The organism is Pseudomonas sp. NY15374 (genome assembly GCF_048068255.1).
GTDB classification, from domain to species: Bacteria; Pseudomonadota; Gammaproteobacteria; order Pseudomonadales; family Pseudomonadaceae; genus Aquipseudomonas; species Aquipseudomonas machongensis.
Genome location: NZ_JBLUPZ010000005.1, coordinates 117907 through 140253, shown reverse-complemented (window position 1 = coordinate 140253; position 22347 = coordinate 117907). Strand labels below are relative to the sequence as shown.

General features: G+C 64.4%; 22 protein-coding genes and 3 tRNA genes. 7 read left to right on the top strand and 18 right to left on the bottom strand.

Annotation, left to right across the window (positions count from 1 at the left end; genetic code table 11):
- Nucleotides 1-99 precede the first annotated feature (99 nt).
- Nucleotides 100-756, bottom strand: a complete 657-nt coding sequence (locus ACNFHO_RS13335; protein ID WP_054893209.1) for a CoA transferase subunit B — start codon at nt 754-756, stop codon at nt 100-102.
- A 34-nt stretch (nt 757-790) separates the two neighbouring features.
- Nucleotides 791-1489, bottom strand: a complete 699-nt coding sequence (locus ACNFHO_RS13330) for a CoA transferase subunit A (RefSeq protein WP_054893208.1) — start codon at nt 1487-1489, stop codon at nt 791-793.
- 121 nt (nt 1490-1610) lie between these two features.
- Between ACNFHO_RS13330 and ACNFHO_RS13325 the strand changes: the two genes are divergently transcribed.
- Nucleotides 1611-2522, top strand: coding sequence for a LysR family transcriptional regulator (locus ACNFHO_RS13325; RefSeq protein WP_054893207.1), 912 nt, complete (start codon nt 1611-1613; stop codon nt 2520-2522).
- A gap of 310 nt (nt 2523-2832) precedes the next feature.
- On the opposite strand, the gene argE is transcribed toward ACNFHO_RS13325, so the two are convergent.
- Together argE and ACNFHO_RS13315 are read right to left on the bottom strand one after the other, a co-directional pair.
- A complete protein-coding gene (gene argE, locus ACNFHO_RS13320; protein WP_416766627.1) occupies nt 2833-3993 on the bottom strand; it encodes an acetylornithine deacetylase in 1161 nt (386 codons plus the stop codon).
- Nucleotides 3986-4663: a DUF1028 domain-containing protein gene (locus tag ACNFHO_RS13315; RefSeq protein ID WP_054892748.1), complete on the bottom strand. Its 678-nt coding sequence runs from the start codon at nt 4661-4663 to the stop codon at nt 3986-3988. The genes argE and ACNFHO_RS13315 overlap by 8 nt, the downstream gene beginning before the upstream one ends.
- 281 nt (nt 4664-4944) lie before the next feature.
- Between ACNFHO_RS13315 and ACNFHO_RS13310 the strand changes: the two genes are divergently transcribed.
- Both ACNFHO_RS13310 and ACNFHO_RS13305 read left to right on the top strand, forming a co-directional pair.
- A complete protein-coding gene (locus ACNFHO_RS13310) occupies nt 4945-6264 on the top strand; it encodes a flavin-containing monooxygenase (protein ID WP_416766626.1) in 1320 nt (439 codons plus the stop codon).
- Nucleotides 6264-6680, top strand: a complete 417-nt coding sequence (locus ACNFHO_RS13305; protein ID WP_063544388.1) for a RidA family protein — start codon at nt 6264-6266, stop codon at nt 6678-6680. Before ACNFHO_RS13310 ends, ACNFHO_RS13305 begins: the two co-directional genes overlap by 1 nt.
- A gap of 64 nt (nt 6681-6744) precedes the next feature.
- Here the strand turns inward: ACNFHO_RS13305 and ACNFHO_RS13300 are convergent, their stop codons facing one another.
- The 4 genes from ACNFHO_RS13300 to ACNFHO_RS13285 form a co-directional block, all read right to left on the bottom strand.
- A complete protein-coding gene (locus ACNFHO_RS13300; RefSeq protein ID WP_416766625.1) occupies nt 6745-7650 on the bottom strand; it encodes a LysR family transcriptional regulator in 906 nt (301 codons plus the stop codon).
- A 152-nt stretch (nt 7651-7802) separates the two neighbouring features.
- Nucleotides 7803-10196, bottom strand: a complete 2394-nt coding sequence (locus ACNFHO_RS13295; RefSeq protein WP_416766624.1) for a TonB-dependent siderophore receptor — start codon at nt 10194-10196, stop codon at nt 7803-7805.
- 67 nt (nt 10197-10263) lie between these two features.
- Entirely contained in the window at nt 10264-11211 is a 948-nt protein-coding gene (locus ACNFHO_RS13290) for a FecR domain-containing protein (RefSeq protein WP_416766623.1), read from the bottom strand.
- A complete protein-coding gene (locus ACNFHO_RS13285) occupies nt 11208-11723 on the bottom strand; it encodes a sigma-70 family RNA polymerase sigma factor (protein WP_416766622.1) in 516 nt (171 codons plus the stop codon). Before ACNFHO_RS13285 ends, ACNFHO_RS13290 begins: the two co-directional genes overlap by 4 nt.
- A gap of 212 nt (nt 11724-11935) precedes the next feature.
- Here ACNFHO_RS13285 and ACNFHO_RS13280 point away from each other — a divergent pair, with 212 nt between their 5' ends.
- Nucleotides 11936-13057, top strand: coding sequence for a mechanosensitive ion channel family protein (locus ACNFHO_RS13280; RefSeq protein ID WP_151923966.1), 1122 nt, complete (start codon nt 11936-11938; stop codon nt 13055-13057).
- Between the two features lie 15 nt (nt 13058-13072).
- On the opposite strand, the gene ACNFHO_RS13275 is transcribed toward ACNFHO_RS13280, so the two are convergent.
- The 3 genes from ACNFHO_RS13275 to ACNFHO_RS13265 all read right to left on the bottom strand — a co-directional run bounded on the left by ACNFHO_RS13275 (nt 13073) and on the right by ACNFHO_RS13265 (nt 15221).
- Entirely contained in the window at nt 13073-14086 is a 1014-nt protein-coding gene (locus tag ACNFHO_RS13275) for a hypothetical protein (protein ID WP_416766621.1), read from the bottom strand.
- Nucleotides 14083-14700, bottom strand: coding sequence for an FMN-dependent NADH-azoreductase (locus ACNFHO_RS13270; protein ID WP_416766620.1), 618 nt, complete (start codon nt 14698-14700; stop codon nt 14083-14085). The genes ACNFHO_RS13275 and ACNFHO_RS13270 overlap by 4 nt, the downstream gene beginning before the upstream one ends.
- An 89-nt stretch (nt 14701-14789) precedes the next feature.
- Nucleotides 14790-15221 (bottom strand): GNAT family N-acetyltransferase, encoded by a 432-nt coding sequence (locus tag ACNFHO_RS13265; RefSeq protein ID WP_063544377.1) that lies wholly within the window; start codon nt 15219-15221, stop codon nt 14790-14792.
- 93 nt (nt 15222-15314) lie between these two features.
- On the opposite strand from ACNFHO_RS13265, the gene ACNFHO_RS13260 reads away from it, so the two are divergent.
- The 3 genes from ACNFHO_RS13260 to ACNFHO_RS13250 all read left to right on the top strand — a co-directional run bounded on the left by ACNFHO_RS13260 (nt 15315) and on the right by ACNFHO_RS13250 (nt 18166).
- Nucleotides 15315-16772, top strand: coding sequence for a PLP-dependent aminotransferase family protein (locus tag ACNFHO_RS13260; protein WP_416766619.1), 1458 nt, complete (start codon nt 15315-15317; stop codon nt 16770-16772).
- 150 nt (nt 16773-16922) lie between these two features.
- Nucleotides 16923-17411: a DUF1097 domain-containing protein gene (locus ACNFHO_RS13255; RefSeq protein ID WP_112897971.1), complete on the top strand. Its 489-nt coding sequence runs from the start codon at nt 16923-16925 to the stop codon at nt 17409-17411.
- 269 nt (nt 17412-17680) lie between these two features.
- Entirely contained in the window at nt 17681-18166 is a 486-nt protein-coding gene (locus ACNFHO_RS13250) for an autoinducer binding domain-containing protein (RefSeq protein ID WP_416766618.1), read from the top strand.
- A 182-nt stretch (nt 18167-18348) separates the two neighbouring features.
- On the opposite strand, the gene ACNFHO_RS13245 is transcribed toward ACNFHO_RS13250, so the two are convergent.
- From ACNFHO_RS13245 to ACNFHO_RS13215, 7 genes are all read right to left on the bottom strand, one after another.
- Nucleotides 18349-18424: transfer RNA gene (locus ACNFHO_RS13245), tRNA-Gly, on the bottom strand.
- 4 nt (nt 18425-18428) lie between these two features.
- A tRNA-Glu gene (locus ACNFHO_RS13240) sits at nt 18429-18504 on the bottom strand.
- A 92-nt stretch (nt 18505-18596) separates the two neighbouring features.
- Nucleotides 18597-18672: transfer RNA gene (locus ACNFHO_RS13235), tRNA-Gly, on the bottom strand.
- 64 nt (nt 18673-18736) lie between these two features.
- The gene (gene pgsA / locus ACNFHO_RS13230; protein ID WP_054892720.1) at nt 18737-19297 is read right to left on the bottom strand and encodes a CDP-diacylglycerol--glycerol-3-phosphate 3-phosphatidyltransferase; all 561 of its coding nucleotides are present in this window, start codon (nt 19295-19297) and stop codon (nt 18737-18739) included.
- A 33-nt stretch (nt 19298-19330) separates the two neighbouring features.
- On the bottom strand, nt 19331-21154 hold the full coding sequence (gene uvrC / locus ACNFHO_RS13225) for an excinuclease ABC subunit UvrC (protein ID WP_054892719.1): 1824 nt from the start codon (nt 21152-21154) through the stop codon (nt 19331-19333).
- 6 nt (nt 21155-21160) lie between these two features.
- Nucleotides 21161-21799 carry a UvrY/SirA/GacA family response regulator transcription factor gene (gene uvrY / locus ACNFHO_RS13220; protein WP_054892718.1) on the bottom strand — a complete coding sequence of 213 codons (639 nt, stop codon included), beginning with the start codon at nt 21797-21799 and terminating at the stop codon, nt 21161-21163.
- A gap of 63 nt (nt 21800-21862) precedes the next feature.
- Nucleotides 21863-22252, bottom strand: coding sequence for a helix-turn-helix domain-containing protein (locus tag ACNFHO_RS13215; protein ID WP_416766617.1), 390 nt, complete (start codon nt 22250-22252; stop codon nt 21863-21865).
- Nucleotides 22253-22347: the final 95 nt, after the last annotated feature.

Here is a 22347-nt window from a genome sequence, read left to right as displayed (position 1 = left end):
CTTGCCCGCGAATACGTTGGTGAATGTACCGGCGCATTCGCGGGCAAGCCCGCCCCTACAACTGGCCCGCCCTCACAGGGGGGAGGTAAAGCAATAGCGTTAGAACGTCATCTCTTTCACATCGTCCGGCACGATCAGCTTGCCGGCGGTTTTCTCGACGATCTCCTGGACGCTCACCCCGGGCGCGGTCTCGCGCAGGATGAAGGCGCCGTTCTCGATCTCGAGGTAGGCAAGGTCGGTAAGCACCTTGCGGATGCAGCCAGCGCCCGTCAGCGGCAGGCTGCAACGTGGCAGGAGCTTGGACTCGCCGTCCTTGGAGGCGTGGGTCATGGTGACGATGATGTTTTCGGCGCCGGCCACCAGGTCCATGGCGCCACCCATGCCCTTGACCAGCTTGCCGGGGATCATCCAGGAGGCGATGTTGCCCTCCACGTCCACCTCGAAGGCACCCAGTACGGTGAGGTCGACATGGCCGCCACGGATCATGGCGAAGGATTGCGCCGAATCGAAGATCGACGCGCCACGGCGGGCGGTCACGGTTTGCTTGCCGGCGTTGATCATGTCGGGGTCGAGGGTGCTCTCGGTGGGGAACTCGCCCATGCCGAGCAGGCCGTTCTCCGATTGCAGCATCACGTCCATGTCGGCGGGCACATAGTTGGCCACCAGGGTGGGGATGCCGATGCCGAGGTTGACGTAGTAGCCGTCCTTCAGTTCACGGGCGACGCGTTGAGCCATCTGTTCGCGGGTCAGTGCCATGGTCAGGATCTCTTTGTTGTTCTGTGGACGGCGCTCAGGCCTTGACGGTGCGCTTCTCGATGCGCTTCTCGAAGGTGCCGACGATGACCCGGTCGACGAAGATTCCCGGCGTGTGGATCTCGCTGGGCAGCAGCACGCCCGGCTCGACGATTTCCTCGACCTCGACCACGGTGATCTTGCCGGCGGTGGCGGCCAGCGGATTGAAGTTCTGGGCGGTGTTGCGGTACACCACGTTGCCGTAGTGGTCGGCCTTCCAGCCCTTGACGATGGCGAAGTCGCCGGTGATGGATTCTTCGAGGATGTACTTGCGGCCGTTGAACTCACGCACCTCTTTGCCTTCGGCGACCGGGGTGCCGTAGCCCGTGGCGGTGTAGAAGGCCGGGATACCGGCACCGCCGGCGCGCATCTTCTCGGCCAGGGTGCCTTGGGGGGTGAGCTCCACTTCCAGCTCGCCGCTGAGCAACTGGCGCTCGAACTCGGCGTTCTCGCCGACATAGGAGGCCACCATCTTGCGGATCTGCCGGTCTTCGAGCAGCACGCCCAGGCCGAAGCCGTCGACGCCGCAGTTGTTGGAGACCACCGTCAGGCCCTTGACCCCGCGGCGCTTGATCTCGGCGATGAGGTTCTCGGGGATGCCACACAGGCCGAAGCCGCCGGCCAGTACCGTCATGTCGTCGGTCAGGCCTTCGAGAGCCTGTTCATAGGTTGCTACGCGCTTGTCCAGTCCGGCCATGCTGATCCGCCTTTGTAGTTGTTTGAGCGTGTGGAAGGCATCTTCACCGCTGGCGACTGATTTGTTAATTTTGTTTTCGTCATCGATTGATAACTTTTGCAAAACAACCTGCGGACCCGCCATGAACGTCAAGCAACTGCGCGCCTTCGTCACCGTGGCCAAGTACCAGAGCTTCGCCCAGGCCGGCGAACACCTGCACATTTCGCAACCGGCACTGAGCCTGACCATCAAGGCGCTGGAGGACAATCTCGGCGGCGCCCTGCTCACCCGCACCACACGCAGCGTCAGCCTCACCGCCGAGGGCGAGGTGCTGCTGCCGCTGGCCCGGCGCCTGCTGGCCGACTGGGACGATACCGAGGAAATGCTGCGCCAGCGCTTCACCCTGCAACTGGGGCGGGTGTCGGTGGCGGCGATGCCGGCCTTTGCCGGCAACCTGCTGCCGCAGTCACTGAAGGTGTTTCGCCAGCGCTACCCCAAGGTCAACGTCACCGTGCACGACGTGATCAACGAGCAGGTGCTGGAACTGGTCCGCCACCGCCGCGTCGAACTGGGCATAGGTTTCGAGCCCGAGCGCAGCGATGCCTTGCAGTTTCACCCGTTGTACCTGGACCGCTTCGTCGCCGTGGTGCCGGGCGATTCACCCTTGGCGCAGCAGCCCCAGGTGAGCTGGCGCGAACTGTTGACTCATGACTTCATCGCCCTGCAACGCCCGTCGGCGGTGCGCCTGCTGCTCGAGCAACACCTGGCCGCCGAGCATGGCCGGCTGGCGGTGGCCTTCGAAAGCCACCAGTTGTCCACGGTCGGGCGCATGGTTGCCAATGGTTTGGGGGTCAGTGCCGTACCGGCGCTGTGCATCAACCAGATGCAGGAGCTGGGGGCGCGCTGCGTACCCTTGGTCGAGCCCACTGTCGAGCGGCGCATCGGGGTCATCGCCCTGAGCGACCACAAGTTGTCTACTGCAGCGCAGGCGTTGCTGGATGTGTTGCTGTCACATACCCGTGCGCCGGAGGTGTGTTCGCATGGGGTTGCGTGAGGGCTGAAAGGTGCTTGCCTGAGGTTTTTCAGCGCCTATGAGATCGAGCGCCGCCCGCGCGGCGCTTCGCGGGCAAGCCCGCTCCCACAGTTTGTTTCGGGCCAATGAGTCCTGTGGCATTTTCGCGCCCCCCCTTTGGCGTACGGCGCATTACCGAGTCGTACACACTAGGCGGTCGCGCGCCTGTGGCACAGGCATAACTGGCCCAAAACAAACGTGGGGGCGGCGGTTCGGCGCTCCGACTTGCCCGCGAAGCGCCGCGCGGGCGGCGCTCGATCTCACAGGCGCTGAAAATCTTTCGGCAAGCACCTCACTTACCAACAAGATAATCACGCAGGCGCAGCAACATCGCATCACAACCCTGCAGTTGCACGACGCTGACGAACTCGTCCGGCTTGTGCCCCTGATCCATGCTGCCCGGCCCGCAGACCACGGTCGGGATCCCCGCCTGATCGAACAGCCCACCTTCGGTGCCAAAGGCCACGGTGCCGAAATCTTCCGAGCCGCTGAGCAGCGCCACCAGGCGCGCTGCTTCGCTGTCTTCGGGCGTTGCCAGCCCAGGGTAGGCACTGAGCGGCTTGAGGCGGATATCGCTGGTTTCACTGACGGCACGCATGCGTGGCAGCAGGTCGGTTTCGGCGTAGGTCTGCAGGCGCTCGGCCACGACCTTGGCTTCAAAGCCCGGCAAAGCGCGCACCTCGAAGTCGAACTCGCACTCCTCAGGCACGATGTTCAGCGCCCGGCCGCCCTTGATCACGCCAGTCTGCACGGTAGAGAACGGCGGATCGAAGCGCGCGTCATGGTGCTCGGGACGGCCAAGCTCGCCGCCGATCTCGCCCAGCTTGCCGATCAATTGCGCTGCGTATTCGATGGCATTGACACCATAAGGTGCATAGGCCGAATGACAGGCGGCGCCGTGCACCTGGCAGCGCATGGCCAGCTTGCCCTTGTGCCCGAGCACGGGTTTGAGCTCGGTGGGTTCGCCGATCAGGCACAGGCGTGGCTTGTTCGGGCGCTGTTCGAGCGCCTCCAGCATCGAGCGCACACCGAGGCAGCCGACCTCTTCGTCATAGGAGAATGCCAGGTGCACCGGCGTCTTCAGCGGCTGGGCGAGAAACGCCGGCACCGCCGCCAGCACCGAGGCGATGAAGCCCTTCATGTCGGCCGTGCCACGGCCATACAGGCGACCATCGCGCTCGCTCAGGCGAAACGGCTCGACGCTCCAGGCCTGGCCGTCCACCGGCACCACATCGGTATGCCCGGACAGCACCACGCCGCCACGATCGGTCGGGCCGATGGTGGCGAACAGGTTGGCCTTGGTGCCCTCCTCGTTGAGGAACAGTTCGCTCTCGACCCCCAGCCCCGCCAGGTAATCGCGCATGAAACCGATCAGTTCGAGGTTGGAATCGCGACTGACCGTGGCAAAGCCGATCAGGCGTTCCAGCACCGCGCGGCTGGTGAGATCACTCATCGCCCGGCACCCCGTAGCTGGGTGCGGTGGTCGGGTTCAGGGCGCGGGTGACGTAGTCCTGCATCTGTGGGCGATAGGCCTGCCACAGGCGGTCGAGTTCGCCGATCGGATCGTGCTCGGCCCAGTCCACACGCAGGTCCACCAGCGGCCAGGTCAGCTCACCGGCGATCTTCAGGGCGGCCGAGTGCACAGGGCCTGCCTCGCCACCGGCGGCCATGGCCGCGTGCATCGCCGCCAGCAAGCGATCGGCCAGGTGCCCACCGGCCTGCTCGAACGCGTGCACCATCGCCTCGATCACCTGCGGCGAGGCCAGCAGGTTGCCCGCGGCGGCACACTGCTCGCCGGCGACCGCGTTATGTACGCCGAGTGCTTCTTTGCCGGTGAACAGCGCGACCTGGCCGTGGCTGTCGATCACCGTCACCTGGCGGTACTCGCTCCAGCCGTTGGCGCTGAGCACCCGGTCCAGCGCTGCGGCAGGCGGCAACTGGCCCTGCTCGAGGGCGTCGAGGATCTGCGGGCCGAGGGCCGGCAAGGTGATGTTCTGCGTCGCCACCGCCCCGACCCCGGCGCGCACCCACGGGCAGCGGGCACCGACGGCGATGCTGGACGAGCTGATGGCGATGCCGACCTGGCCGGTTTCCTGGCAGCGGCCGATGATGGAGAAGGTCATGGTGCAGCTCCTTTCTGGGTTTACCGGCATTCTCGGCAAGCCCTGGCGGCGGCGAAACGAGCATTTTGCTTGGCAATGGCGAGGAAAAAACTGGGCACCGCGGGTTTGCTGGGCAAATCTGCCGGGCTGCTCGCTGCAGCGCTGCCACCCTTCGCCAATTTATCGGCAAGCCCCAGCTAAATACTATTTTCGCGAAATTCCGTGCATCCCTAGTCTGGCCCCAGGTAACGGCGGTCCTCCAAAACCGACCTGACAAAAACCGCCTGAACAAGGGCTCGGACATGACACTGAACAATCTCGAAATCGACACCCTCGTGGTCGGCGCCGGCCAGGCCGGCGTGGCCATGAGCGAACACCTGAGCAAACTCGGCGTGCCGCACCTGGTGCTGGAACGCAACCGCATCGCCGAGGCCTGGCGCACCGGGCGCTGGGACTCGCTGGTGGCCAACGGGCCAGTCTGGCACGACCGCTTCCCTGGCCTTGAATTCGACCTCGATGCCGACGCCTTCGCTGGCAAGGACCAGGTCGCCGATTACTTCGAGCGCTACGTGCGCAAGTACAACCTGCCCGTGCGTACCGGCATCGAAGTCAAGCGCGTGGTGCGCAACAGCGACCGCCCGGGCTTCACCATCGAAACCAACGAAGGCGTGATCCGCGCCAACCGCGTGGTCGCCGCCACCGGGCCGTTCCAGAAACCGGTGATCCCGGCCATTGCGCCAAAGGATGAAAGCCTGCACCAGATCCACTCCGCCGCCTACTACAACCCGCAGCAATTGCCTGAAGGAGCGGTGCTGGTCGTCGGTGCCGGGTCTTCCGGGGTGCAGATCGCCGAAGAGCTGATGCGCGCCGGGCGCCAGGTCTACCTCTCGGTCGGTGCCCACGACCGCCCACCACGCGCCTACCGCAATCGCGACTTCTGCTGGTGGCTGGGCGTGCTGGGTGAATGGGACGCGGAAATCGCCAAGCCAGGCCGCGAACACGTGACCATTGCCGTCAGCGGTGCCCGTGGCGGCCATACCGTGGACTTCCGCGCCCTCGCCCACCAGGGCATGACCCTGGTCGGCCTGACCCAGTCGTTCGAAGACGGCGTGGTGCGTTTCCAGGACAACCTGGCCGACAACATCAACCGCGGCGACGAGAACTACCTGGCCCTGCTCGATGCCGCCGATGCCTACATCGAGCGCAACGGCCTGGACCTGCCCGAAGAGCCCGAAGCGCGCCAACGCCTGGCCGACCCGGACTGCGTCAGCAACCCGCTGCTGGAACTGGACCTGGCCAAGGCTGGTGTCACCAGCATCATCTGGGCCACCGGCTACGGCGTGGACTTCAGCTGGCTGCAGGTCGACACCTTCGACGCCAACGGCAAACCCCAGCACCAGCGCGGCGTGGCCCGCGAGCCGGGGGTGTATTTCCTCGGCCTGCCCTGGCTGTCGCGCCGCGGCTCGTCGTTCATCTGGGGCGTATGGCACGACGCCAAGCACGTCGCCGGCCATATCGCCACCCAGCGCACCTACCTGGCCTATCGCGACCGCGACCAGCGCGCAGCGGATGAACAGCCACACACCTCGATCAGCAACGTCAGCACCCTCGGAGCCCACTGATGCCTACCCATACCCGCATCCGCATGTTCAACACCAAGGCCACCTACCCCAACCAGACCCTGGACAACGACCTCTGCCAGGCCGTGCGCGCCGGCAACACCATCTATGTACGCGGCCAGGTCGGCACCGATTTCGAAGGCCGCCTGGTCGGTCTCGGCGACCCCCAGGCGCAGGCCGAGCAGGCGATGAAAAACGTCAAGCAACTGCTTGAAGAGGCCGGCTCCGACCTGTCGCATATCGTCAAGACCACTACCTACATCACCGACCCACGCTTCCGCGAGCCGGTGTACCGCGAAGTCGGCAAGTGGCTCAAGGGCGTGTTCCCGATCTCCACCGGGCTGGTGGTAGCGGGTCTGGCGCAGGCTGAGTGGTTGATGGAAATCGATGTGATCGCTGTGGTGCCGGATGAGCAGTAAGCACTGATTGCCACCGCGGTGTTCTGTTCGCGGCGGTTCGGGTAGCCGAACCGCCGCGAATCGTTTACAGCTTCGCCAACTCTTCGCGACAGAACTCGACGAACAACTGCGCAGGCTTGGTCAATTGCACACGCTTGAGGTGCGCCGCCGCCAGCCCCGACAACGCCACCGGCTCGTCGATATCCAGTGTCACCAGGCGCTTGCCATCGTAGGTGAAGGGTGAATGCGGCCGGGTCACCAGCAGCGAAAAACCGAACCCCTGCCCTACCATCCCGCGCACCATCTCGATCGATGGCGAACTGAAGACGATGTTCGGCGTCAGCCCCATCTCGTTGAACAGGCTGACGAAGTAGGTACGGCTCGGCGCAACGTCGAGCAGGATCATCGGCTCCGGGCACAGGTCGCGCAGCGAAACCTGGGCCTGGCTGGCGAAGCGGTGCTTCTCGGGCAGCAGCACATAGGGCTTCTGCGGCGGCATCAGCGGCTCGGCCTCGATGGTGCCGTCCAGGTCGTGGTCGTAGAGAAACGCCAGGTCGAAGGTGCCGGCGGTCAGCCCCTGGATCAGCTCCTGCTGCTCACCGTCACGCAGGCGGATGTCGACACCGGGGTAGCGCTCGCGAAACCCTGCGATCAACCGTGGCAGATAAAGCGGCGCAACGGTCTCGAAGCAGCCAATGTCGATCTGCCCGGCCACCGTATCGTTGTCGGCCAGGGCGTTCTGCTCGAACTCGTGGGACATCTGCAGCAGCGCCTTGGTCTTGGCGTAGAAGCGCTTGCCGCTGGGGGTCAGCGACACGCCCTGGGCGTGGTGACGAATGAACAACTGCACACCGAAGCTCTCTTCCAGGCTCTTGATCGCGGTGGAGATCGACGGCTGGGCGATGTACAGCTGGCGCGAAGCCTCGGCAACACTGCCGGCCTCCACGGTGGTGACGAAGTACTTGAGTTGTCGCAAGGTGTAGGAAGCCATGGGCACCTCTGGGGCGCCGTGGGCGGCGCGCGGAATTTTCCTCTCACCTTACCTTAGTGGCTGGCGTGCGTGCGGCCAGTGCAGCCTAGGATTTGCCTGGGGGCTGAGCATATTTTTGCTCGCTTGTTGCCCGCCCCCAGGGCAACGGTCCCTCAGAACCCGACCGTCGCCGACAGCAGCCAGGTTCGCGGGGTCGACAGGGTCAGGCCGGTGGCGGTGCCGTCGGGGACGTTGGCCGAGGCCCAGTAGGTCTTGTCCAGCACATTCTCGACGCTGGCCCGCAGGGTGACGTCCTTGTCACCGAGCTTGAGCGCGTAGCGCGCGCCCAGGTCATAACGCTGCCAGGCGTCGACCTTCTGCCGGTTGGCGGCATCCAGGTACTGGTTGCCGGTGTGGATGACACGCGCGCTGAGGGTCAGCCCGTCGATGGCCGGCAGGTCCCACTCAACGCCAAGGTTGGCATTGACCACCGGCGCGCCGATGGCCCGGTTGCCATCGTTGCGGCCATTGGCCGTGCGGGTCTGCTCGGCATCGAGGAACATCGCCCCACCCAACACCCGCACCCCGTCCAGCGGTTCGCCGAACAGGCTGATTTCCAGGCCCTGGTTGCGCTGCTCGCCGTCGGCGCTGAGGTTGTTCTGGGCATCGGTGAAGTACGACGGTTTCTCGATGCGGAACAGGCTGACCGTGGTGCTGAAACGCCCCATGTCGTACTTGGCGCCGACCTCCAGTTGCTTGCTGCGGTAAGGCGCGAAGACCTTGCCGGCGTTGTTCGCCGTTTCCGGTGCCACCTGGCCCTGGGTCAGGCCCTCCATGTAGTTGAAGTACAGCGACAGCTGCTCGGTGGTGCGCCACACCAGGCCCATGGCCGGCGAGGTGGCGCGCTCGTTATAGCGCTGGTCGGGCTCGCCGGGCTCGGAGCTGTCGACCTCGACACGCTGAAAGCGCGCGCCAAGGGTGAGCAGCACGGTGTCGTCAGCGAAACTCAGGGTATCGGCCAGGGCCAGGCTCGACAGCACGGTGTTGGTGTGGGTCGGGTTGTCGTCGGCCAACGGCGCGCCCGGTGCGGGCAAGGTCACCGGGTCGAACAGGTTGCTGACGCCGTTGGCATAGCGCGCACCGCTGTTGTCGAAGGTCAGGTCGAAGCGATTGAGGCTGATATTGAGGGTATGGCCGACCGCACCGGTGTTGAACCAGCCGCGCACGCCGACGGTGCCGGTAACCACGTCCTCCTCGCGCTGGAAGGCGCGCGGACTGACGGTGAAGCGCCCAGCTTCGTTGACCACCTGCACGGCATGGCGCATGAAGTCGTAGTCGCCCTTGCGCGCACCCAGGGCGCCCAGCAGCATCCAGTTGTCGCTCAGGTCGTACTCGCCGCGCACGGCGCCGAAGGTATCCTTGGCCCGCGAGTAGCTCCAGGGCTGGGCGAAATTATGGTGAACATCCTTGGCATCCGGCACCTTGAGCCCTGCGGCAAGGCCCACACGCTCCATTGGCGCATCCACGTCACGCGCCTGATGGCCGATATCCAGCGACAGGCGAGTGCGCTCGCCTTTCATATCCAGGCCCAGCACGGTCGCCTCGCGGTCCATATGCTGGTGATCCCATTCGGTGTCGCCGGCCTGGCGCACCGCATTCAGGCGCACGCCAAAGCGTTGATCGTCACCGAAGCGTCGACCGATGTCCAGATGACCGCCCCCTTGTCCCGCCGAGGCGTACAGCGCGGTGAACTCGGTCAGCGGCGTCTCGCCAGCGCGCTTGGGCTCGATGTTCACCCCGCCGCCAATGCTGCCGTTGGGCGCCAGGCCGCCAAGCAGCGCACCTGGCCCCTTGAGGATATCGACCCGCTCGACCATCTCCATGTCGATCGAGTAGGTCGGCAGCACGCCATACAACCCACCGTAGGCGACATCGCTGTTGTAGAGGCTGAAGCCGCGCACGGAGAACTGTTCGAAGCGCCCGCCTGCCGGGTTGGTGCTGCGCACCGAGGGATCGTTGGCGACGACATCGGCAAGGGTACGGGCCTGCTGGTTCTGCAATATCTCGCGGGTGTAGGAGGTCATGCTCAGGGGCGTCTCCATGTAGTCACGCTCGCCCAACATGCCGAGGCTGCCCCGTCGTGACACCTGGCCGCCGGCATAGGCGTCTGCTGCCGGCGCGGCGCCCTGGCCATGGACATTGATGTCGGGGAGCACATGCGCGCCCTCGACCGGCGCGGCCTGCCGCACCAGGGTGAAGCTACCGGGCCCTGCCGAGACCAGTATCAGGCCTGAGCCCTGCAGCAAGGCAGCGAAGCCCTCCTCGACCCCGTATTCGCCGGCAAGCCCCAGGCTGCTGCGCCCGGCGACCAGCGCCGGGTCCACCGACAAGCTGACCCCAGCCTGGCCAGCAAAGCGTGTCAGCACGGCGCCAAGGCTGCCGCCCGGCACCTGATAGCTGCGCCGCGCTTCATCGGCCCAGCCAGACGCGGGCAGCCCCAGCGCAAGCAGCAGGCCAGCGCGCCTCAGGTGCAGGGATAACGGGCGAAGCAAAGGGGTGCGGGACATCCGGAACGCTCTCAGATCAGGGGTGGATACCCTTGATGACAAGCGGGCGCCAGAAAAGGGACAGCGGTCAGGCAATTTTCTTGCGCGGGGTCAGCGACACCCAGTAGCGGGTGCGGTAGTGCACCTGAAGCGGCAGGCTCGCCGCCAGCAGGGCCAGAATGCGGTCGGTGTCGTCGAGCTGGAATGTACCGGTCACCGCCAATTGCTCCAGCGCCGGATCCCAGCGCAACAGCCCGGGGCGGTACCGATCCAGTTCACGCAGCAGATCGCCCAGGGGCTGGTCGTCAACGATCAACAACCCCTGCTGCCAACCGGGCAGTTGGGCATCGAACGGCTGGCTGGCGGTCACCCCGGAGGCGCTCAGCGTCGCCCGCTGACCGGCCTCCAGGCGGACCGCCGGCCCGGCCAGCGGTTGCAGGCTGACCTGGCCACGGGTGACCGACACCACACAGCCCTGCGCACGCTCACGCACGCACACCCCAGCCCCCTGCACGCGCACCAGACCGTCGCGGGTCTGCACCTGCAGCGGGCCAACGGCGTCGAGGGCAATCTCGCCCTGGACCAACTGCAACCAGTGGCGGCCTTCGGCGAAGTCCAGATTGACCGCAGTCGCGGTGTTTAGCTGCAACCGGCTGCCATCCGGCAAGGTCAAGCCGCGGCGCTCGCCCGTGGCGGTACGCAGGTCGGCACGCCAGCCGTCCAACGGCAACTGCCGATAACCCAGCCAGGCCAGCGGCAGCAGCGCGCCAACACCCAGCATCTGCCCCAGCACGCGGCGGCGATCTGGATCGGGGCGGTCCAGGCAAGCCACCGCCAATGGCGCCGGTACCTGGGCGAAGCGCTGGCGCAGCCCCTCGGCCTTCTGCCACAAGGCTTCATGGGCGGCACTGCGGGCTCGCCAGCGTTGCAGCGCAGCAGCCTGCTCCGTGTCGAGCTGGCCGGCATCCTGCAAGGCCAGCCACTGCGCTGCCTCACGGGCCAACTGGCGTGCGCCGACCTCCGCCGGGGCGCTCACAGGTCCACCAGCAGGCAGTGTTCGTATGCCTTGGCCATATAGCGTTTCACCGTACGCTCGGACACCTCCAGGCGCCCGGCGATGCTGGCGTAGTCCAGCCCTTCGAGCTGCGACCAGAGAAAGGCCCGGCGTACCACGGCAGGCAGGCCATCGAGCAGGTCATCCAGGGCCTGCAAGGTTTCCAGCAGCAACCAGCGCTGCTCCGGTGACGGTGCAAGCGCCTCGGGCAGGTTGGCGAGGGCGTCCAGGTAGGCCTGCTCGAGGCTGCGCCGCTTGTAATGATTAACCAGCAACCGACGCCCGACCGTCAGCAGGTAGGCCCGTGGCTCGCGCAGGCTCGGCACGGCCTTGGCCTGCTGCGCCGCGAGGACCCGCAGGAAGGTGTCGTGGGTCAGGTCCGCCGCCGTCCAGGCATCGCCCAGGCGCCGGTGCAACCAGCCTTGCAGCCAGCTGCGATGGTCGCGATAGAGGGTGTTGAAGCTGGATTCGGGTGCCGCGGCGGGGTCGGACATTCGGAGGCACACTGGTGAAGGATGAGATACGAATGCGAGTGATTCTAATTATTTCTCATGCGCTCGCCAAGGTGCTCTGCTGTGATCCGCCCGCGAAGCGGCGGTAAGAGCCACCGGCAAAATCCGATTAAACCCTCATCTACCTCTCCCTTCTAAACAGTTTGTGCCCCACGGCACACCCTGCAATCAACACCACCTCGGAGGGGGACCCGATGGACGAACGATTTCTGCAGTTGCTGACCACCACCACGGTATTCGGCATCTCCATCCTCAACCTGCTGCTGGCCCTGACGGTGACCGTGATCACCTTCCTGGTGACGCGCTGGGCGCTGAGTTTCCTCAAGCGCCGCGCCCGCCAGTGGTCCAGCCATGACGGGCAGCTCAGCAAGCTCATCACCCAGGTACTCGAAGGCACCAGCAACTTCCTGCTGATGCTCGCCTCGCTGCTGGTCGGCCTTGGCGTGCTGGACCTGCCGGAACGCTGGCTGGACCGGGTCGGCAGCCTGTGGTTCGTGGTCGCAGCCTTGCAGATCGGCCTGTGGGCCAACCGCGCGATCGCCATTGGCCTGACCCGCTACTTCGCCCGCCACGACACCGGCAACACCTATCGTGGCAGCGCGCTGGCGACCCTGTCGGGCTGGGGCGCGCGGGTGCTGCTGTGGTCGGTGGTGCTGCTGGCGATGCTGTCGAACCTGGGCGTGAACATCACCGCCTTCGTCGCCAGCCTTGGCGTCGGCGGCATCGCCGTGGCCCTGGCGGTGCAGAATGTGCTGGGCGACCTGTTCGCCTCGCTGTCGATTGCCGTCGACAAACCGTTCGAGGTCGGCGACTTCATCGTCATCGGCTCGCTCGCCGGCACCGTGGAGAACATCGGCCTGAAGACCACACGCATCCGTAGCCTCGGTGGCGAGCAGATCGTCATGGCCAACGCCGGCATGATCAGCAGCACCATCCAGAACTACAAGCGCCTGCAGGAGCGACGCATCGTCTTCGAGTTCGGCCTGTCGTACGACACGCCCACGGAGGCGGTGAAAAAGGCCCCGGCGATCGTCGAGGAGTCGATCAAGGCCCAGGGCCAGGTGCGCTTCGACCGCGCCCACCTGCGTGGCTTCGGCAAGGAGGCGCTGGAGTTCGAGGCCGTCTATATCGTCCTCGACCCCGGCTACAACCTGTACATGGATATCCAGCAGGCGATCAACTTCCAGTTGCTCGAGCGCTTCGCCAAGGTCGGCGCCAAGTTTGCCGTCGGCGCGCGCTCGATCAAGGTGACGGGCTTGCCGGAGGCCTCGAACCAGTTCACGCAGGTCAGGGGCCGAGACTCGCTGGGGAACTGAACGCCGCCCCCGGCGCTACAGCCTCACCCCGCACATCCCGGCGATGATCGCCAGCGCAATGGCCGCGCAGGCGAGCAAGCCACTGCGCCAGATCAGACGCACGGTCCGCTCCTGCACGCCGTGCGCCTGCATCACCACGCGCAGCCCCAGCAGCAGGTGCACCAGGACCAGAAACACACCCAGGGTGTAGTGCGGCACCAGGCGGATGTTCCAGGGATCGAACAACAGGCCGGTGGGCGCGCCGGTGGCGAAATTCCAGTCGGTGGGAATGCCCAGGTAGGTGCGGGCGTAGATGAACACCGAGTTCATGTGCCCAAGCACGAACAACGACAGGAACACCCCGGACGCCACCTGCAAGGTGCGCAGCCGATCCTGTACCCGCGCGCTCCAGCGCCAGGCCAGGTGCAGGCCGCTGACCACCTGGAAGACGAAGGCCATCACCAGCAGCGGTTCGATGAAGCCTGCCCGGTAAACGGTACGGCCGAGGTCCATGACCTGGGCGTGCAGCTCAGGCCCGACCAGCCCGGTCAGGTGATTGGCCAGGTGGAACAGCACGTACAGGCACAGAATCGCACCACTCACACCGTGGGCCACGCGCCAGCGACCGAGGCCCCCGGTGACGAATGCCCCCGCCTGCTGCCGCCCGCTCAGCAGCGCAAGCGTAGCCAACCCCAGCCACAGCACGCACCACACCAGCGGATCGGGTAGCGTGCTGCCCAGCAGCGCCTGCACCACGCCGAGAAACACATACAGCGTCGGCGCAGCCACGCTGGCATAGGCGAACCGGCGCACGCCCACCGACACCTCGGCACGCCCGGCCACCAGCAATCCCGGAATCGGTACCGTGAAGGCGAGTGCAAGCGCAATCACCGCGCCGATGCCATCCAGGCCGCTCGGCTCGCTGACATAGGCGTGGAACAGCATCAACAGAAACGGATACACCAGCACCGCCACCAGCGCTACGGCCAGCGGACTGCGGCTGCCCCGGCGCTCGAGCGCCAGCGGTGCGGGTTGTTCGACAAGGGTCATGGACGTGCCCTCCCCTCAGCCAGGCTGTCCAGCAGCCGCTCATGCTCGACGCGCAGTTGCGCAGGCTCAAGTACCGCGGTGCCCTGCAAAGCCAGGTAATGCACCGAATGCAGGCCGATGCAGGCAAAGGCGGCGCTCAGGTAGGGGGTGAGAAAGTCGGGCTGGCTGGGACGCTCGCCGCTGAAAAAACCGCCGGCAGCGATCGCCACATGCACCGGGCGATCGACGAGCAGGCCGGTCTTGCGTCCCTCGGCTGTACGACCGATGGTGCGTCCGACGCGCAGTACCTGGTCGAGCCAGGCCTTGAACACCGATGGCACGGTGAAATTGTGCATCGGTGTACCGATCACCAGCACGTCGGCGTGCTCGACTTCCACGATCAGTTGCTCGGACAGCGTCATGGCCGAGCCAGCCAGTGCCTCCTGCAGCGCCTGGGGCGATTGCAGGCCGTCGGCGTAGGCTGCCGACGCATGGGCGATGGGCGCCAGGCCCAGGTCACGGCGGGTCACCCGCACCTGGGGCATGTCTTTGGACAAGTGGGCGACAAGCGCTGCCGAAAGCGCCCGGCTGTAGGAGTTGGCCCTGGTGCTGCAATCGATATGCAGAATATTCATGCGGGTGTTCCGAACAGGGGCTTGCGGATGCAGGCCAGTGGACACGGGCTCATCGGTAGTCTCCGGGAGTGGGAAAAACGAAATGCCGGCTACAGGGCCTGGCTGAAGTGCATGGCCTTGGCCAGCAGGCCCTGGCGGAAATAGAAACGCTGGCCCAAGGCGTTGCCCAGCGCGGTATCGAGCACCAGGTGCGCGCAGCCCTGTGCCCGGGCCTCCTCGCGCAAGGCATCGATCAGGGCCGCGCCGAGGCCGTGGCTGCGGGCCTCGACGCTGGCGACCAGGTCATCGACATACAGGAAGCGTCCGTAGAGCAGGTTCTCCTGCAACCGGTAACCGGCCAGCGCCTTGGCCTCCTCGCCCTGCCAGGCCGCCAGCAGGCGATAGTTCTGGCCGGCCTGGCGCCGTACCTGGTCAATGAACGCGGCGGTATCGGCAAGATGGGGTCGCAGTTCGCTCATCACTGCAAAGCAGGCTTGCAACTGCGCGTCGGTTTCAACGTGGGCCAGGCGAAAGGTATTCATGGCATGTGTCTCTTGAGGTCTGGCCGCCACTCTAGGAAGATCATGACCTACCTCACAGGTGCAAGACTCGCTCAATTGAATGGGACATGCCCCATGGACCTGCAGCAGCTCAAACCCAGCCGCGAACATACCGCGCCCATCTACCTGCAGCTCTACCAGCGCTATCGCGAAGCGATTGCCAAAGGCAAGCTGCGAGCGGGTGACCGAGTGCCCTCGGTGCGCAGCCTGGCCAGTGAGCTGAATCTGGCCCGGGGCACGGTGGAGATGGCTTACCAGATGCTGGTCGGCGAAGGCTATTTCATCACCCGCGGAGCGGCGGGCACGAGGGTTGCGCCAGGACTGTGCAAACTGTCCGGCAGCGCCCAGATCAACCTCGAGCAGGCTGCACCTTCGCCGCAGCAGAAACAGGACCCACGCACCGAGCTGCCGCCCTTCCGCCTCGGGCTGCCAGCCTTGGATGCGTTCCCGCGCAAGACCTGGGCGCGTCTGGCAGCGCGTCACCTGCGCGGCCTCGACAATCCGGCCATGATCACACCACCGCCCGCCGGCCATACGCAATTGCGGCGCGCCATCGCCACCTACCTGGGCATTTCCCGCGGCATCAACTGCAGCCATGAGCAGGTGTTCGTCACCAATGGCTACCGTGGCGCGCTCGACCTGGTATGCCGAACCCTGCTGCGCCCCGGCGACCTGGGCTGGTACGAAGACCCGGGCTACCTGCACGCGCGCCAGTGCCTGGAGCACCTCGGCATGCGCCTGCAACCGGTGGCGGTGGACCGCGACGGCCTGGATGTCGCGCAAGGTCGGCGCCTGGCGGCGCAGGCGCGGTTCGCGGTGGTCACACCGACCCACCAGAGCCCAATGGGCGTGGCGCTCAGCCTGCAGCGGCGACTGGACCTGCTGGACTGGGCCATGGGCGCCGATGCCTGGATCGTGGAGGACGACTACGACAGTGAATTCCGCTATCACGGCCGCCCCCTGCCTGCGCTCAAGAGCCTGGACCGCGAAGGGCGCGTGCTCTACACCGGCACCTTCAGCAAAGTGCTGTATCCCGGCCTGCGCCTGGCCTATCTGGTGGTGCCGATTTCCCAGGTCGAGCGCTTCAACCACAGCGCCTGTCACCTGCCAGGCCCTGGGGCCATCGCGCCGCAGGCGACCGTGGCGCAGTTCATGGAGCAAGGCCACTTTGCCCGCCACCTGAACAAGATGCGCAAGCTGTACGCCTCCCGTCGCGGCTACCTGGTCGATGCCTTGCAGGAGCGCCTGGGCACACGCCTGAGCGTGCAACAGCAGGCCGGAGGCATCCATGTGCTGGCGCATATCCTGGATGCAACCGACGAGCGCCTGCTCGCCTCCAGCGCACGAGCGGAGGGCATGGCGCTGCACGCACTGGGCGAGTGGCGGGTCCAACCCTCGCCAGAGCAAGGGCTGCTGATGGGCTTTGCCAATTTCATCTGCGCCGAAGACGCGATGGCAGCGGTAAGCCAGTTGGAAGCGGTGTGGAAGGCGCTGGACGACACAGGAAGGGTCAAAACACACAGAAACAAATGAACATCTTTTGTTTCAATTTCCAAGCACAAACAAATTCTTACAATTGATTTGTTAATGTAAATGGAATTAACAAGCTCTTGCTCAGGTGATTATCCCGCTGGGGAATCGGACCAGAATCCGGCTGTCAACCTACCCCACAGGAACCACACGATGAGCAACCTTCCCGTTTCCCGCAGCCACTACCTGACCGTCACCCTGGTCGCAGCGGTCACCGCCGCCGCAGCCTCCGCCACAGCCCTGGCCATGCAAGTGCCGGTCTGGGCCATGTTCATCGGCTGGATCGCTTTCTTCACCCGCGGCCTGACCACCCGCTCGACATTGGAGAACCTGGGCTGCGTCTGGCTCGGCCTGGTCTTCGGCGCGTTGGCGGCAGCAGGCGTGGGCCTGCTCGCGCCGAGTGTCGGCGCATTGCTGGCGATCCCGATGGTGGTGTTCCTGGTGGCAGTCATCGTGGTCAGCCTGCGCGGCCTGCCGGTGATGAACAACCTGCTGTGCTACTTCCTGGGCCTGGTGGCCTGGTTCGCCGCACACCTTGAGCCGTCGCTGGAGAGCCTGGCGCACATGGCCGGCGCCAGCACCCTCGGTTCGCTGGCAGGCTGGATCTCGCACTACAGCCCACGCAAGATCTTCGTGGCCTGACCTGGCCCGGGAGCCAGAGGCAGAGCGCGCGGTGTTCTGTTCGCGGGCCAGCGGACGAGGCGATTGCCGAACTAGGCCTAACAAAGGCCGTTGGTTTATGCACGGAATGTGCTACCCGAAAAAATGAAAAAATGGAAGTAAACGCTATGTTTATTTAGTCGTATATATTTCCCACTCTATAGTTGAAAAATTTACTCGGAATTCGGGCAGCGCCTCCACCCGCCGCCCTGCAGTAGCGTCAATCAGGAGCGACACCACAAGGAGGTTCGATGCTCAACCGAACAGCGGAGGACTGGCAACGTCTGGGCCACCTCCCGACGCTACTCGCAGCGTTGCCCGCGCTGGTGCGCGAGCTAGGGTTTCACTACTACCGTTTCAGCTTTGCAAGCTGCACGCATGCGGTCAGCGCAGGCAATCTGGTAACGGGCTCGGAAGCGATTATTCAGGCCGCGCTGGATTTGCGAGCCCATCACCTGCAGCGCTCAAACATCCCGTTGATCTGGGAGCCCAAGGCCTTCGCTACAGCGCCCTCGCTCTGGGCCCAGGCCCAGCGCCTCGGTCTTCGCCACGGGTGGCTACAGCCTCTGCATGAAGGCGTTGCCCACAGCTGCCTGGCGCTGTTGCGGCCTCACGTCAGCGTGTCTGCTACAGAGCATTATCAGAACGTAGCATCAGCGCTCTGGCTGGGTGAATTCCTCCACCGCACGGCAGCGCAAAGTGATGCAGCGCTCAAGTCCAATCGCGGGTGCGTTTGAACATCCCGCATACACGCGAGATGAGCGCGACCGCGCAAGCCCGAATTTCATGGACTAATTTCTGGACTCAATAAGTCCGGATGCTCATGGATGGGAGTGGCTTTGACTGAAACGAAAAAAGACGCCGAAGCGTCTATTTTCAACTATCTACAGACTTCCATGGAACTCTGTAGATCGATATTTGGAGCGGGAAACGAGACTCGAACTCGCGACCCCGACCTTGGCAAGGTCGTGCTCTACCAACTGAGCTATTCCCGCAAAATGGCGTCCCCTAGGGGACTCGAACCCCTGTTACCGCCGTGAAAGGGCGGTGTCCTAGGCCACTAGACGAAGGGGACATACCCAACGCTTTTCAGCGCACCAGCTATAAAGCCTTGCGGCTTGCACTGGATTTATTTCCCAGCCCTGCCTCAGGCAGCACCGTGAAAATTGGAGCGGGAAACGAGACTCGAACTCGCGACCCCGACCTTGGCAAGGTCGTGCTCTACCAACTGAGCTATTCCCGCGTCGTGATGGGTGCCATTCTAGCGAACTGCCAGGGAAGGTCAACCCCTTGATTCAAAAAAAGTTTTACTTCTGCTCGGAGCCTTCGCGCAGGTGCGGCCAGGCCGCCAGCAGGTAATGCACCATCGACACCAAAGTCAGGCCTGCGGCCACCAGCAACAGCCCGTAACCGAGTGCGACCCAGAAGGTCAGCACCGGCGGATTGCCCAGCAGAATGACCAGCGCCAGCATCTGCGCGGCGGTCTTCCACTTGCCCAGGTTCGACACCGCCACATGCGCCCTCGCCCCCAGCTCGGCCATCCACTCGCGCAGAGCCGATACCACGATTTCACGCCCGATGATCACCGCTGCGGGCAGCGTCAGCCAGAAGTTGGCGTGCACCTGCACCAACAGTACCAGCGCCACGGCAACCATCAGTTTGTCGGCGACAGGATCCAGAAACGCCCCGAACGGCGTGCTTTGCTGAAGACGACGGGCCAGATAGCCATCGAGCCAGTCAGTTGCGGCGGCGATGGCGAACACGCTGCTGGCGGCTACGTAACTCCAGTGATAAGGCACGTAGAACAGCAGAATGAAGATCGGGATGAGCAGGACGCGTAGAACGGTGAGCAGATTTGGAATATTCATCGGTACGACTGGCTGCGAGTTGAACCCGGCATTCTACTCGCTATGCAGGCTCGCATAAATCGACTCGGCAAGCTTTTTACTGATGCCGGGTGCCTTTGCAATCTCGTCGACACTGGCGCGGTTGAGCTCCTGCAGGCCGCCAAAATGTTTCAGCAAGTCTCGACGGCGCTTCGGTCCGACCCCTGCGACGTCTTCGAGGCTGGACGTACGGCGCGCCTTGCCGCGACGTGCGCGGTGGCCAGTGATAGCAAAACGGTGCGCCTCATCACGAATCTGCTGAATCAGGTGCAGTGCCGGAGAGTCGCCCTTGAGGGTGAATTCGTGGGCTACATCGTTGAGATACAACGTCTCGAAGCCGGCCTTGCGGGTCACCCCCTTGGCCACCCCGAGCAAGGTGAGGTCACTCAGCGCCAGCTCCTGCATGACTTCACGGGCCATGTTCAACTGTCCCTTGCCGCCGTCGACCAACAACACATCGGGCAACTTGCCCTCGCCGTCCTTGATTCGCCCGAAACGGCGAGTCAGAGCCTGGTGCATGGCAGCATAGTCGTCACCGGCAGTGACACCTTCGATGTTGAAACGGCGGTAGTCGGACTTGAGCGGGCCTTCAGGGCCGAACACCACGCACGAGGCCACCGTAGCCTCGCCGCTGGAGTGACTGATGTCGTAGCACTCCAGGCGCTGCGGCACCTCCGGCAGGTTGAGCACCTGAGCCAAGGCCTCGAAACGTGCGGCCATGTGCTGGCGATTGGCCAGACGAGCGTTGAGCGCCTGCTCGGCGTTGGTCACGGCCAGTTGCTGCCAGCGCGCCCGAGTCCCTCGGACTCGGTGACTGATGGCCAGGTCGCGACTGCGCAAGGTCTGTACTGCTTCAGTGATGGCCTGAAAGTCCTCGTGGACCACATTGACGATCAGCTCTCCTGGCAGTTCTCGCTCGGCGTTGCCCAGGTAGTACTGGGAAAGGAAGGCCGCCATCACTTCGGACACCTCCTCCTCGATACCCACCTGCGGGAAGAAGTTCTTGCTCCCCAGCACGCGCCCGCTGCGGACGCTGATCAGGTGCACACAGGCCCCGCCCGGGTTGACGAAGGCGGCGATGACATCGACGTCACCGGAGCCGCCTTCCATGTACTGCTGGTCCTGGACGCGACGCAACAAGGCGATCTGGTCGCGCAGCTCGGCGGCCTTCTCGAAATTCAGCGCCATGGCGGCCTGCTCCATCTCGGCGTTGAGCTCATTGCCCAACTGCTGGCTACGCCCCTCGAGGAACATCACCGAATGCCGTACGTCTTCGGCATACTCCTCGGGCGTGACCAGGCCGACGCACGGTCCCTTGCAGCGCTTGATCTGGTATTGCAGGCACGGCCGGGTGCGGTTGGCGTAATAACTGTCCTCGCACTGACGCACCGAGAAGGCTTTCTGCAGCAGGCTCAGGCTTTCACGGATCGCCCCGGCGCTGGGATAAGGGCCGAAGTAGCGGCCCTTGGCTTTTTTCGCGCCACGATGTATGCCCAGGCGTGGGAAATCGCCGTCGGAAAGAAAGACGTAAGGGTAGGATTTGTCGTCCCGCAACAAAATGTTGTAGGGCGGACGCCACTCCTTGATCAGCGTCTGCTCGAGCAGCAGCGCCTCGGTCTCGTTCGCGGTAATGGTGGTTTCGACCTGAGCGATGCGCCCCACCAGGGCGGCCGTTTTCGGCGCCAGGCCAGTCTTGCGGAAGTAGCTGGCCAGACGCTTCTTGAGGTTCTTGGCCTTGCCCACGTAAAGCAGCCGGGACTCGGCATCGAACATCCGGTACACGCCTGGGCGACCGCTGCAGGTCGCCAGGAACGCGCTGGCATCAAAGAGTTGGGACATGGGGGATTACAGGCTTGCGTCAACCATACCGTGGCGAACGGCCAGCAATGTCAGTTCGACGTCGCTGGTGACCGAGAGTTTTTCGAAGATCCGATAACGGTAAGTATTGACGGTCTTGGGGGACAGACACAACTTGTCTGAGATGATCTGCACTTTCTGGCAGCCGACAATCATCAGGGCAATCTGGATTTCCCGCTCCGACAGCGCATCGAACGGTGACCCCTGGGGCTGGAACGATTTGAGCGCCAGCTGCTGGGCGATCTGCGGGCTGATGTAGCGCTGCCCCGCGAAGGCCAGGCGGATAGCCTGGACCATTTCGTCGAGCCCCGCGCCCTTGGTCAGGTATCCTGCGGCGCCTGCCTGCAGCAAGCGCGTGGGAAACGGGTCTTCCTCGCATACGGTGACGGCGACCACTTTGGTATCCGGGTGACTGCGTAGCAATTTGCGCGTGGCTTCCAGGCCACCGATTCCGGGCATCTTGACGTCCATGAGGACTACGTCAGGTTTCAGCTCACGGGCAAGCTTGAGGGCGGCTTCGCCCGAATCCGCCTCGCCGACCACTTGCAGCCCATCGATATCGGCCAGCATGCGCGTGATACCGGTACGCACCAGATCGTGATCATCGACCACAAGTACCCTAATCAAGCAGACACCTCGTCATGGGGGCGATTGGATCCGGCCACCTTAACAAAAAATTTCATCACGAACCTAGCGCAAAGCGTCATTGGCATATGCCTGGCGGTCTACCCTTCGCAGGCGAGTCTTTTCGTAGCTTTCGTTATCTGCCGCCAGACGCCCGAGCAGGTGCCAGATCGCTGCCCGATCGGCTGAAGTCAGCCGTCGCAACATACCCAGCACCCGGCTCTCATCGCCACTGAGGCATTCCAATGGCGCAGGCGTGCGCAGGCCGCTGAGTACGTACGCAGCATCGACGCCCTTTGCGGCGAGCGCCGCCAGATAATCGATGCGTGGCGTGCGCTCCCCACTTTCGTACTTGCCTTGGGCGTTTGGCTCGACACCCCCGATGTCGCCGAACACTCGCTGGGTCAATCCCAACCGCTCGCGCTCTTCCCTCAAACGCAGACCGAATCCTTTCATTCGACTCCCTTCCTCTCTCGATCAGATAGCCCTGGGCGCGTCCGGCCCCCAGGCGAATAGCCACGAATCCAGTTGGCACTATGCACATTGGATCC